This window comes from Streptomyces sp. NBC_00249 (assembly GCF_026342355.1).
Taxonomy (GTDB): Bacteria; Actinomycetota; Actinomycetes; order Streptomycetales; family Streptomycetaceae; genus Streptomyces.
The window spans coordinates 182,807-194,968 of sequence record NZ_JAPEMV010000008.1 but is presented as its reverse complement, the minus strand read 5'-3'; the positions used below and the strand labels follow the sequence as shown (position 1 = coordinate 194,968).

Sequence of the window (12,162 nt, the reverse complement as noted above, 5' to 3'; positions counted from 1 at the left end):
CCGTTCGACGGTGGGGGGCTTATTTGTGCGATCGGCGAGTGAAGGTTTCTGTATTTATCCTCCGGGGATATCCTGGGAGTGCTCATGTGGCAATACTTCGGGAGGTCCTGATATGGCCAAGACCATGATCGATATCAACGAGGAAGCGCTGGCGCTCGCCGCCGAGGCCCTCGGCACCACGACCAAGAAGGACACCGTCAACGGCGCGCTGGCGGAAATAGGAGCACGCCTTCGCCGTGAGCGCGCACTGGAGCAGCTCATCGTCCTGGCCGACGAGGGGGCGTTCGATGCCCTCACGGAGCCGGGCTTCGAGGACGAGGCGTGGCGCTGAATGATCGGGCAGCAGCAGTTCCTCATCGACAAGTCCGCCGCCGGCCGGATCCTCCGGCCGGGTGTGCGCGACGCCTGGCTGGAGATCCTCAAGGCCGGACGTATCTCGCTGTGCGAGCCGACGGAGTTCGAGATGCTGTTCTCGGCCCGTTCGGTGCAGGACTACCAGCGCACCAAGGCCCAGCTCCGTGACCTGTTCGGCTGGCATCCGGTCCCCGAGGACGGCTGGCAGCAGATCCTCGGGCTCCAGGAGGAGCTCTCGCGCCGGGGCAGCCACCGCTCCGCGAGCGGCACCGACCTCCTCGTGGCGGTCACCGCGAAGGCGCACGGCCTGACGGTCCTGCACTACGACCGGGACTTCGACACCATCGCCGGCGTCACCGAACTCCAGTCGCGCTGGCTCGCAGAGCCCGGCTCGATCGACTGACGTACACCGCCCGCACGCAACGGAAACCGCCTCACGGGTGTCTTTACCTGCATGGACATCGAAAAGCCGCAGCCCGCGCCCGGAGGTGACGGGTGCCTGGTCGGCATCGTCAGGGTCCCCGTCAAGATCGTGGCCGTACTGGTGGTGCTCCCCGTACGTGTGGTCTGGGACCTGCTCGTCGCCGGCGCCCGCGCCGTCCACCGCCACGCCCTGCGGCCCCTCGGCGACGCCCTCGGCTGGCTGCTCCTGCGCCTCCACCGCTACCTGCTGCGGCCGCTCGCCCTCGTCCTCTTCTACTGGCCGTGGGTCGGCCTCTGGCGCTACCTGCTCGTCCCCGTCGCCACCGCCCTGCACCGCTACCTGCTGCGCCCGGCCGCACTGGGCATCGCGTGGACGTTCCTCGCGTTCGGACGCTACGTGCTGGCGCCGCTGGGCGCCGGAGCCGGGTGGATCGCCCGGCAGGTGCTCGTCCCGCCCGTGGCCTGGGTGTACCGCCGGCTGCTGACGCCCCTCGGACACGGGCTGCGCTGGCTGCTGCCCAGGGCCTTCGCCGCCGTGTTCGTCTGGCCCTGGACCGCCCTGTGGCGCTACGCCGTCGTACCCGTCGGGCGGGGCCTGCTGTGGCTGGGCGCCGGGCTCTGGCGGTACGTGCTCGCGCCGCCGCTCGCCCTGCTCCACCGGTACGTCCTCGCACCCCTCGGGCAGCTCCTCGTCGGCGCCTGGCACCTCGCAGGCCGGATCAGCCGGGCCCTCGGGCGCGGGCTGCGGTGGCTGTGGCGCGGACTCGTCGCCCGCCCGGCCGCCTGGGTGTACCGGCAGGTGGCCACCCCGGTCGGACATGTCCTGCGCACCTCCTGGCGCACCGCCCGCGCCGCGGTGCGCGAGGCCCGCGCCGAGGTGCGCCGGGTGCTGTTCGGGGGCCCGCCGCGGGAACCGGCGAGGTCACGGGCGCGTACTCTGGGTAGTACGACAGCCGTAGGCAACGCGCCCGCTCCCGAGATCTCCCTGCACGAACGGCAGGGGTGAGCCGGAGGCAGGGCGTGGCCGGCCGGCCCCACAGACACTCAGGGCGACGCGCGAGCGCGACGCCCCGCACAAGGAGAAGAACCACTGGGCAAGCGACAGCCCGAAGGCCCGCCTCCCGCACCCGTCGTGCAGCGCATTCGACTGCGCTACACCAAGCGTGGCCGCCTCCGGTTCACCAGCCACCGAGACTTCCAGCGCGCGTTCGAACGCGCCCTGCGCCGCGCCGAGGTACCCATGGCGTACTCGGCCGGCTTCACCCCGCACCCCCGGGTCTCGTACGCCAACGCCGCGCCCACCGGCACCGGCAGCGAAGCCGAGTACCTGGAGATCGCCCTCGCCGAGCCCCGCGACCCCGAGAAGCTCCGCGAGCTGCTCGACGAGTCGATGCCGCTCGGCCTCGACATCATCGACGCCGTCGAGGCCCGCACCTCGGGCCTCGCCGACCGGCTGACCGCCTCCGTGTGGGAGCTGCGCCTGGAGGGCGTGGACCCCGCCGACGCCGGGCGGGCCGTGGAGGCCTTCCTCGCCGCCGAGACGGTGGAGGTGCAACGCCGCACCAAGAACGGGATCCGCACCTTCGACACCCGTGGCGCGGTCGTGAGCCTGGAGGCCCTGCCCGCTCAGGCTGATAGGCCGCTGGACAATGCCTGTGCGATACTGCGGCTGGTTGTTCGGCATTTGACACCTGCCGTGCGACCCGACGACGTCCTGTCCGGTCTCCACGCTGTGGCCGACCTGGCGCCGCCGGTCCCCGCAGCGGTGACCAGGCTGGCGCAGGGGCTCTTCAATGAGGAGTCCGGCACGGTGACCGACCCGCTCGCGCCCGACCGCGAAGCAGACACGGCCGCCCCACCCACGGCCGCCGTGACCGCCGACGCGAAGGCGCCGGAAGGTCCCGCCGCGTAAGGATCGTCGTTGTCGCGCCGCCCTGGCACTCGGGAGCCACCTGGGTCGGGCAGCGCACTGACCTGAAGACTTCCGCCAGGCCGTACGGACAAGACGTACGGAACCGGCGGCCATGGACTACAGCTCCCGTGTGGCGAACGCGCCCCGGAGGCCGGCTCCGCGCTCATTACGCGGAGCCGTGCCGGACCGGATGTCAGCCGCGGCGCCCGGGAGCGTGACGGGAGAACCGCCCGCATGCTCAACACCGAAAACGAGAACCCCCCCGCCGCCGACAGTGGCAGCCCCAGCGACAACCTGCCCCCGCGCAGGCGTCGCCGCGCCGCCTCCCGGCCGGCAGGCCCGCCCGGCGGCGTCGCTGCCGCCGCCCCGGAGGCACCCGCCGCCGAGGCCGTCGTCGCCGAAGAGGCGCCCGCCGCCGCTTCCGCGCCGCGTGCCCGTCGTCGTGCGACCCGTGCCGTGGCCGCTCCGGCCGCTGTCGAGGCCGCCCCGGTGGTCGTGGAGGCCGCTGCCGCGCCCGTCGCCGAGGCCGTCGTGGAAGCCGCTCCGGCGCCGCGTGCCCGTCGCCGTGCGACCCGCGCCGTCACCGCCCCGGAGGCGCCCGCCGCCGAGGCCGTCGCCGAGACCGTCGTGGAGGAGGAGGCGCCCGCCGCCGCTCCCGCCCCGCGTGCCCGTCGCCGTGCCACGCGTGCCGTCGCCGCCCCGGCCGCCGTCGAGGCCGTCGCCGAGGAGACCCCGGCCGCCGTGGAAGCCGTAGTGGAAGAGGCGCCCGCCGCCGCTCCCGCGCCGCGTGCCCGTCGTCGTGCGACCCGTGCCGTGGCCGCTCCGGCCGCTGTCGAGGCCGCCCCGGTGGTCGTGGAGGCCGCTGCCGCGCCCGTCGCCGAGGCCGTCGTGGAAGCCGCTCCGGCGCCGCGTGCCCGTCGCCGTGCGACCCGCGCCGTCACCGCCCCGGAGGCGCCCGCCGCCGAGACCGTCGCCGAGACCGTCGTGGAGGAGGCCCCGCAGGCCCCCCGCGCCGCGACCCGCTCCGTGACCGTCGCCGACGCCGTGGACTCCCCGAAGCGCGGCGGCCGCCGCCGCGCCACCCGTTCCACCGCTGCGGCCGCCCCCGCCGCGCCGGCGCCCGCCGCCGAGGCCGAGGCGCCCGCCGCCCCGGTTCGCGGCCGTCGTGCCGCGCGTCCCGCCGTCGCCGTGTTCCAGGCGCCGGTGTTCGCCGAGCCGATGTTCCAGACCCCGGAGACCGCCGCCATGGCCGCCGCGGCCGCTGCCGCCGCCGTCCGCGCGGAGGAGGCCGAGGAGGAAGAGGCCGAGCTGGAGACCGAGGTCGAGGCCGAGGTCCAGACCCCGGCCCCCGCCGCCCAGCCCGCGGGCCGTCGCCGCCGTCGCCGTGGCGCCGCTGCCGCCGAGCCCGTGGCCCCGGCCGCGCCGTCGTCCGGCCCTGTGTCGCTGGCCGACGTAGAGCTCGTCGACGAGGAACTCGAAGCGGAGGCCGAGGCCGAGCTCGACGAGGACGAGGCCGACGAGTCGGGCGAGCGCCCCTCGCGCCGCCGCCGTCGTGGTGGCCGTCGCCGTCGTCGCGGTGAGGCCGCCGACCTCGACGAGTCCGCCGACGAGGACGCCGAGGCCGAGGCCGCCGAGCAGGAGGCCGACGAGGAGGACGAGGAGGAGTCCGAGGAAGCCCTCGGTTCCACCTCCAGCCGTCGTCGCCGTCGCCGTCGCCGCCGCAGCGGTGACAGCGGTACGGACGCCGAGGCCGGCGACGAGGACGGCGTACGGACCGTCGTCAAGGTCCGCGAGCCGCGCCCGGCGCGCGAGCGCAGCGAGTCGACGTCCTCCGACGAGGTGCAGTCCATCAAGGGCTCGACCCGTCTGGAGGCGAAGAAGCAGCGCCGCCGCGAGGGCCGCGAGCAGGGCCGCCGCCGCGTCCCGATCATCACCGAGGCCGAGTTCCTGGCCCGCCGTGAGGCCGTCGAGCGCGTGATGGTCGTCCGCCAGGCCGGCGAGCGCACCCAGATCGGCGTCCTCGAGGACAACGTGCTCGTCGAGCACTACGTCAACAAGGAAGAAGCCACCTCGTACGTCGGCAACGTCTACCTGGGCAAGGTCCAGAACGTGCTGCCGTCGATGGAGGCCGCCTTCATCGACATCGGCAAGGGCCGCAACGCCGTCCTGTACGCCGGCGAGGTCAACTTCGAGGCGCTCGGCATGGCCAACGGGCCGCGCCGCATCGAGTCCGCCCTCAAGTCCGGCCAGTCGGTCCTGGTGCAGGTCACCAAGGACCCGATCGGCCACAAGGGCGCCCGCCTGACCAGCCAGGTCTCGCTGCCCGGCCGCTACCTGGTCTACGTGCCCGAGGGCTCGATGACCGGCATCAGCCGCAAGCTGCCCGACACCGAGCGCGCCCGCCTGAAGACCATCCTCAAGAAGATCGTCCCCGAGGACGCGGGCGTCATCGTGCGCACCGCCGCCGAGGGCGCGAGCGAGGACGAGCTGCGCCGCGACGTCGAGCGTCTGCAGGCCCAGTGGGAGGACATCCAGAAGAAGTCGAAGCAGATCACGACCTCTTCGCCGAGCCTCCTGTACGGCGAGCCGGACATGACCGTCCGCGTCGTGCGCGACATCTTCAACGAGGACTTCTCGAAGGTCATCGTCAGCGGTGACACCGCCTGGGAGACCATCCACGGCTACGTGAACCACGTGGCCCCGGACCTGGCCGACCGGCTGTCGCGCTGGACCTCCGAGGTCGACGTCTTCGCGACGTACCGGATCGACGAGCAGCTCGCCAAGGCCCTCGACCGCAAGGTGTGGCTGCCCTCGGGCGGTTCCCTCGTGATCGACAAGACCGAAGCGATGATCGTCATCGACGTCAACACCGGCAAGTTCACCGGTCAGGGCGGCAACCTCGAGGAGACCGTCACCAGGAACAACCTGGAGGCGGCCGAGGAGATCGTGCGCCAGCTGCGGCTGCGCGACCTCGGCGGCATCGTCGTCATCGACTTCATCGACATGGTCCTGGAGTCCAACCGCGACCTCGTGCTGCGCCGCATGCTCGAATGCCTGGGCCGCGACCGCACCAAGCACCAGGTGGCCGAGGTCACCTCGCTGGGCCTGGTCCAGATGACCCGCAAGCGGGTGGGCCAGGGTCTGCTGGAGTCCTTCTCCGAGACCTGCGTCCACTGCAACGGGCGCGGTGTCATCGTGCACATGGAGACCCCGACCGCGGTCGGCGGCGGCGGCAACGGCAAGCGCTCCAAGCGCCGCGGTGGCCGCTCCCTGGAGCACGACCACGACATGGAGGCGATCGAGACCGTCGAGACCGACGTGTTCGAGGCCGAGGTGGAGGCGGAGACCGAGGCCGAGGTGGCCGCCGAGGCCGCCGCGCCGCGTGCGCTGCCCGAGCCGCAGTTCGTCGCGGACGAGGAGCTGTACAGCAGCCCGGCCGAGGCCGAGGCCGCCGCGGGCATCAGCGGGCGCCGCAACCGCCGCCGTGCCACCCGTAAGGCGACCGCTCCGGCGGGCGCCCCGCGTGGCGCCGCGCAGGCCGCCGCTCCGGCTCCGGTGCAGGTCCCGGCCCCCGTGGCCGAGGCCGAGCCGGTGACCGAGCCGGCCGACACCGTCCTGGAGCCGGCCGCCGAGGCCGTCGCCGAGGTGGTGGAGACGGCCGCACAGGCCGCGCCCGTCGAGGACGCCGCGCCGAAGGGCCGTACCCGTCGCCGGGCGACCCGCAAGGCCACCGCGTCGGTCGTCGAGACGGCCCCGGAGCCGGAGCCCGTCGTGGCGCCGGAGCCGGTCGTCGAGCCGGTCGTCGAGGCCGAGCCCGAGCCCGTGGTCGTCGAGGCCCCGGCCGAGCCCGTGGCCGAGGCCGCCCCGGCCCGTCCGCGGCGCCGTGCCACCCGTAAGGCCACCGCACCCGCCGGATCCCCGGCAGGCGCGGCCGAGGCGGCCGTCGTGGTCGTCGAGGCCCCTGCGGCCGAGCCCGAGCCGGTCGTGGAGAGCGCGCCGGAGACGGCCCCGGAGGAGCCCGCGGCTCCGGCCAAGAAGGCCACCCGCAAGGCTCCGGCCAAGAAGGCCACCACCACGGCGGCGAAGAAGGCCCCGGCCAAGAAGGCGGCGGCCGCCAAGAAGACCGTCGCGAAGAAGACGACGGCCAAGAAGACCGTGGCGAAGCGGGCGACGAAGAAGACCGCGGCGGCGGAGCAGACGCTCCCGTCCGTCTCGGCTCCGACCGAAGCCTGATCCGTCCGATGCCCGTGGGTCCCGCCTGACGGCGGGGCCCACGGGCGCGCGGGGCCCGGTTTGACCCCCTGGGACCAGCCCCGTAACCTAGACCGTCGGCGTGTCTTGAACGATTACCCGTTCAGCGTGCGTCGCGCTCCTGAGCACCTTCCTCCCGCACCGTCCGCGCAAGCGGCCGGAGTCACGGGAGAGGCCGCTCGTCCAATTCCGGATCACCGTGGGCCCCGGCCCGCGTGAGTGGCTGGCTTCAGGAGCATCCGTCCCGAGTGAGAGAGAGATCCGCGTGTACGCCATCGTGCGCAGCGGTGGTCGCCAGCACAAGGTTGCTGTCGGCGACATCGTTGAGGTTGACAAGATTTCCACTGCCAAGGTTGGCGACACGGTCGAGCTCTCGACCCTGCTCGTTGTCGACGGCGACGCCGTGACCAGCGACCCGTGGGTGCTGGCCGGGATCAAGGTTCAGGCCGAGATCGTGGACCACCACAAGGGCGCCAAGATCGACATCCTGCGCTACAAGAACAAGACCGGCTACCGCCGTCGCCAGGGTCACCGCCAGCAGTACACGGCGATCAAGGTCACCGGTATCCCCACGGCTGCGAAGTAAGAGGGACTGAGACATGGCACACAAGAAGGGCGCATCGTCCACCCGGAACGGGCGCGATTCCAATGCTCAGCGGCTCGGCGTGAAGCGCTTCGGCGGTCAGGTCGTTTCCGCTGGTGAGATCCTCGTCCGCCAGCGCGGCACCCACTTCCACCCCGGTTCGGGTGTGGGCCGTGGCGGCGACGACACGCTGTTCGCGCTGCAGGCGGGTGCCGTCGAGTTCGGCACGCACCGTGGCCGCAAGGTCGTCAACATCGTTCCGGCCGCCTGATCCAGCTCCTGCTGATCACGGCGTACTGAACTTCCCGAGGGCGGATCTCAGCTCTTCCCGGCTCACGCCGGGAAGAGAGGTCCGCCCTCGGCGCGTTGTCACATAGACACGTTAAATGGGCAGCAAGGCCTGCCCGGGACATTCCCGCATGTATCTGGAGGAACAACCATGACCACCTTCGTGGACCGCGTCGAGCTGCATGTCGCCGCGGGTAACGGGGGCCACGGCTGCGCCTCCGTACACCGGGAGAAGTTCAAGCCGCTCGGCGGCCCCGACGGCGGCAACGGCGGCCGTGGCGGCGACGTCATCCTGGTGGTGGAGCAGGCGATCACCACCCTGCTGGACTACCACCACAGCCCCCACCGCAAGGCCACCAACGGCAAGCCCGGCGCGGGTGACAACCGCTCCGGCAAGGACGGCCAGGACCTGGTCCTGCCCGTGCCGGACGGCACCGTCGTCCTCGACAAGGAGGGCAACGTCCTCGCCGACCTCGTCGGCCAGGGCACCACCTACGTGGCCGCCGAGGGCGGCCGCGGCGGTCTCGGCAACGCCGCGCTCTCCTCCGCCCGCCGCAAGGCCCCCGGCTTCGCGCTCCTCGGCGTCCCCGGCACCACCGGCGACATCGTCCTGGAGCTCAAGACCGTCGCCGACGTGGCGCTGGTCGGCTTCCCGAGCGCCGGCAAGTCCTCGCTGATCTCGGTGCTGTCCTCGGCCAAGCCGAAGATCGCGGACTACCCCTTCACCACCCTGGTCCCGAACCTGGGCGTCGTCACCGCCGGCTCGACGGTCTACACGATCGCCGACGTCCCGGGCCTGATCCCCGGCGCCAGCCAGGGCCGCGGCCTCGGCCTGGAGTTCCTGCGCCACGTCGAGCGCTGCTCGGTGCTGGTGCACGTCCTGGACACCGCCACGCTGGAGTCCGACCGCGACCCGATCGCCGACCTCGACGTCATCGAGGAGGAGCTCCGGCTCTACGGCGGCGGCCTGGAGAAGCGCCCGCGCCTCGTCGTCCTGAACAAGGTCGACATCCCCGACGGCCAGGAGCTCGCCGACATGGTCCGCCCGGACCTGGAGGCCCGCGGCTACAAGGTCTTCGAGGTCTCCGCGGTCGCCCGTACGGGCCTGAAGGAGCTCTCCTACTTCCTCGCCGAGGGCATCGCGAAGGCCCGCGCCCGCAAGCCGAAGGAGGAGGCGACCCGTATCGTCATCCGCCCGAAGGCCGTGGACGACGCCGGCTTCACCGTCACCTACGACGAGGTCGAGGACGTCTACAAGGTGCGCGGCGAGAAGCCGGAGCGCTGGGTGCGCCAGACCGACTTCAACAACGACGAGGCCGTCGGCTACCTCGCGGACCGCCTCAACCGCCTCGGTGTCGAGGAAGCGCTGAAGAAGGCCGGCGCCCGCGCCGGTGACGGCGTCGCCATCGGCTCCGACGAGAACGCCGTCGTCTTCGACTGGGAGCCGACCGTCATGGCCGGCGCCGAGATGCTGGGCCGCCGCGGTGAGGACCACCGTCTGGACGCCCCGCGTCCGGCCACCACCCGCCGCAAGGACAAGGAAGCCCAGCGCGGGGACTCCGCGCAGAAGGAGTACGACGAGTTCCGCCCGTTCTGACGGGTTTGAACTCCGCTTTACGCCGGTCGCCTAGGATCCTGCGGGTGAGCAGCAGCAATTCCAGCACGGACGCCCCCGCGGGACCCTCGGTCTCCGTCGTGGTGATCGCGTACAACGACGCCGGGCTCGTGGGCGAGGCCGTCTCCTCGGCCCTCGCCCAGGGCCCGGTCGTCGCCGAGGTCATCGCCGTCGACGACGCCTCCTCGGACGGGACGCCGGAGGTGCTGGAGGCGCTGGCCGCCGCCCACCCCCGGGTCAAGGTCCTGCGCCGCACGGAGAACAGCGGCGGCTGCGGCACCCCGCGCAACGACGGGATCGCGGCCGCGGCCTCCCCGTACGTCCTCTTCCTGGACAGCGACGACGTGCTGCCGCCGGGCGCCGCCGAGGCCCTCGTCCGGGCCGCCGAGGAGCACCGGGCGCCGGTCACGGTCGGCGCGTGCGTGCGCCGCGAGCTGCCCGAGGGCCGCGACGTGCCCTGGATGCCCGGCCTGCACACGCCGGGCGAGGTCATCGAGCACCCCGCCGACCGGCCCGAGCTGGTCCGCGACACCCTCTGCGTCAACAAGCTATACGCGCGTTCCTTCCTGGAGAAGCACGCGATCCGTTTCCCCGACGGCCGCTTCGTCTACGAGGACTTCGTCTTCACCGCCCGCGTCCTGGCCGCGGCCCCCCGCATCGCCGTCGTCGGCGACCTCGTCTACGTCTGGCACGTGCGCCGGCGCGCCGCCCAGGTGTCGATCTCCCTGGACCGCGGGGACGTCTCCAACTGGCGCTCCCGCGTCGAGGCCCACGCCGCCGCCTCCCGGACCCTCGCCGCCGCCTCCCCGGAACTGGGCCGGGCCTGCCAGGCCAAGTTCCTCGACTACGACCTGCGCATGTACCTGCGCGAGATCGGCGCCGACCCCGCCTACCGGGCCGCCTGGTGGACCCTGACCCGCGACTACGTGGCCGGCTTCGCCGAGGCCGACATCGAGGCCGCGCCCGCCCGCGCCCGCTGGACCGCACGCGTCCTGCTGGCCGCGCCGGAGCCGCCCGCCGACCTGGAGCGCCTCACCCGGCTCGCCGCCGAGCCGCCCCGGCTGGTGCCCCCGTACGCCACCGCCGCCGACGGGGCGCCGGTGTGGAGCCGGGAACTGCCGGTCCCGCTGGACGGGCTCGCGGACCTGCCCGTCGCCGAGCTGCCCGTCACCGTCGACGCCGAACCCGCCGCCGGCCACACGGTCCGGCTCCGGGTCCGCGACCTGTACGGGCGCCTCGACGGGGCCGGGCCGCGCACCGCCGAGCTGCGCTTCGTACCCCGCGCGGGCGGCGAACCCGTCCTGGTGCGCCCGGCCGCGCTGCGGCCCGCCGCCGACGGCGACGGCTGGAGCGCCGAGTCACCCTTCCGGCTCGCCGCGCTGGCCGCCGTGGGGCGCCGCCGCGGGCTGCGCGGGATGCAGGCCTGGGACGTCCGGGTGGAGGTGCGGTGCGCCGACGGGAGCTCCCTGCTCACCTCCCTGCGCCCCCTCGGCGGGCTCCTCCGCCGCCGGGCCCTGCCGAGCAGCCGGTACGGTGTTCTGCTGGCGCAGCCCTACCGCACGGCCGCCGGAGCACTGGCGCTGCGCCTCGCGCCCGGCGCCGGGGGCGCGCTGACCTTCGTACGCAACCGCCTCGACCGCGCCCGCACGCGCAGGTCACGCTAGAGCTCGGGAGATACGCATGACGTTCCTCATCACCGGTGGGGCCGGCTACATCGGCTCTCACGTCGTCCGCGCGATGCTGCACGCGGGGGAGAAGGTCGTGGTCTTCGACGACCTCTCCACGGGCAATGAGAACCGCGTCCCCGAGGGCGTCCCGCTGGTCACGGCCTCGGTGCTGGACCGCCTCGCCCTCGACGAGGTTCTCCGCGAGCACAAGATCACCGGGGTGGTGCACCTCGCGGGCAAGAAGCAGGTCGGCGAATCCGTCGAGAAGCCGCTGTACTACTACCACGAGAACGTGCAGGGCCTCACCGTCCTGCTCGAGGCCGTCGCCGCCGCGGGCGTGCGCAACGTCCTCTTCTCCTCCTCCGCCTCCGTCTACGGCATGCCCGACGTGGACCTGGTCACCGAGGAGACCCCCTGCGCCCCGATGAGCCCCTACGGCGAGACGAAGCTGGCCGGCGAATGGCTGGTCCGCGCCGCCGGCAAGGCCCACGGCATCGCCACCGCCTGCCTGCGCTACTTCAACGTGGCGGGCGCGGCCACCCCCGAGCTCGCCGACACCGGGGTCTTCAACCTCGTCCCGATGGTCTTCGAGCGCTACGACGCCGGCGAGGGCGCCCGGATCTTCGGCGACGACTACCCGACCCCGGACGGCACCTGCATCCGTGACTACATCCACGTCGAGGACCTCGCCGACGCTCACGTGGTGGCCGCCCGCCGCCTCGCCCAGTGGGCCGCGGCCGGGGAGTACAAGGACCTGACGGTCAACATCGGGCGCGGCGAGGGCGTCTCCGTCAAGGAGATGGTCGAGCTGCTGAACGAGGGCACCGGGCACACCCACGCCCCGGTCGTCACCCCGCGCCGCCCCGGCGACCCGGCGAAGGTGGTGGCCTCCGCCGACCGGATCGCGACCGAGCTGGGCTGGAAGGCCCGCCACGACGTCCGTGACATGGTCACCTCCGCCTGGGCGGGCTGGGAGGCCAACCGCACGGCCGCCGCCCCGAAGGACAACCACCGGGACCTGCACACCGTGTGACGTACGAAGCCGCCCGCCCCGGACCAGGTCCGGGGC

Annotated in this window: 10 protein-coding genes; all 10 read left to right on the top strand. The window is 73.3% G+C overall.

Going from position 1 to position 12,162, the window contains the following annotated elements; translation table 11 throughout:
* Window positions 1-112: 112 nt before the first annotated feature.
* The 10 genes from OOK31_RS30585 to galE all read left to right on the top strand — a co-directional run bounded on the left by OOK31_RS30585 (window position 113) and on the right by galE (window position 12,126).
* Entirely contained in the window at window positions 113-331 is a 219-nt protein-coding gene (locus OOK31_RS30585) for a type II toxin-antitoxin system VapB family antitoxin (RefSeq protein ID WP_267090620.1), read from the top strand.
* Window positions 332-757 (top strand): PIN domain nuclease, encoded by a 426-nt coding sequence (locus tag OOK31_RS30580; protein ID WP_267090619.1) that lies wholly within the window; start codon window positions 332-334, stop codon window positions 755-757.
* A 51-nt stretch (window positions 758-808) separates the two neighbouring features.
* Complete coding sequence (locus tag OOK31_RS30575; protein ID WP_267090618.1) at window positions 809-1,783, top strand: hypothetical protein; 975 nt, start codon at window positions 809-811, stop codon at window positions 1,781-1,783.
* 126 nt (window positions 1,784-1,909) lie between these two features.
* Window positions 1,910-2,689 carry a TIGR03936 family radical SAM-associated protein gene (locus tag OOK31_RS30570; RefSeq protein ID WP_267090617.1) on the top strand — a complete coding sequence of 260 codons (780 nt, stop codon included), beginning with the start codon at window positions 1,910-1,912 and terminating at the stop codon, window positions 2,687-2,689.
* 234 nt (window positions 2,690-2,923) lie between these two features.
* Entirely contained in the window at window positions 2,924-6,922 is a 3,999-nt protein-coding gene (locus OOK31_RS30565; protein ID WP_267090616.1) for an Rne/Rng family ribonuclease, read from the top strand.
* 283 nt (window positions 6,923-7,205) lie between these two features.
* Window positions 7,206-7,526 carry a 50S ribosomal protein L21 gene (gene rplU / locus OOK31_RS30560; RefSeq protein ID WP_030159347.1) on the top strand — a complete coding sequence of 107 codons (321 nt, stop codon included), beginning with the start codon at window positions 7,206-7,208 and terminating at the stop codon, window positions 7,524-7,526.
* 13 nt (window positions 7,527-7,539) lie between these two features.
* Entirely contained in the window at window positions 7,540-7,794 is a 255-nt protein-coding gene (rpmA, locus tag OOK31_RS30555; RefSeq protein WP_048480572.1) for a 50S ribosomal protein L27, read from the top strand.
* A gap of 168 nt (window positions 7,795-7,962) precedes the next feature.
* On the top strand, window positions 7,963-9,408 hold the full coding sequence (gene obgE, locus OOK31_RS30550) for a GTPase ObgE (RefSeq protein WP_267090615.1): 1,446 nt from the start codon (window positions 7,963-7,965) through the stop codon (window positions 9,406-9,408).
* 44 nt (window positions 9,409-9,452) lie between these two features.
* Window positions 9,453-11,090 (top strand): glycosyltransferase, encoded by a 1,638-nt coding sequence (locus tag OOK31_RS30545; protein WP_267090614.1) that lies wholly within the window; start codon window positions 9,453-9,455, stop codon window positions 11,088-11,090.
* 16 nt (window positions 11,091-11,106) lie between these two features.
* Window positions 11,107-12,126 (top strand): UDP-glucose 4-epimerase GalE, encoded by a 1,020-nt coding sequence (gene galE, locus OOK31_RS30540; RefSeq protein ID WP_267090613.1) that lies wholly within the window; start codon window positions 11,107-11,109, stop codon window positions 12,124-12,126.
* Window positions 12,127-12,162: the final 36 nt, after the last annotated feature.

Bases quoted from the DNA above. Each gene is read 5' to 3' on its own strand.
- OOK31_RS30585 (WP_267090620.1), top strand. From the start codon at position 113: ATGGCCAAGACCATGATCGATATCAACGAGGAAGCGCTGGCGCTCGCC.
- OOK31_RS30580 (WP_267090619.1), top strand. From the start codon at position 332: ATGATCGGGCAGCAGCAGTTCCTCATCGACAAGTCCGCCGCCGGCCGG.
- OOK31_RS30575 (WP_267090618.1), top strand. From the start codon at position 809: ATGGACATCGAAAAGCCGCAGCCCGCGCCCGGAGGTGACGGGTGCCTG.
- OOK31_RS30565 (WP_267090616.1), top strand. From the start codon at position 2,924: ATGCTCAACACCGAAAACGAGAACCCCCCCGCCGCCGACAGTGGCAGC.
- rpmA (WP_048480572.1), top strand. From the start codon at position 7,540: ATGGCACACAAGAAGGGCGCATCGTCCACCCGGAACGGGCGCGATTCC.
- obgE (WP_267090615.1), top strand. From the start codon at position 7,963: ATGACCACCTTCGTGGACCGCGTCGAGCTGCATGTCGCCGCGGGTAAC.
- galE (WP_267090613.1), top strand. From the start codon at position 11,107: ATGACGTTCCTCATCACCGGTGGGGCCGGCTACATCGGCTCTCACGTC.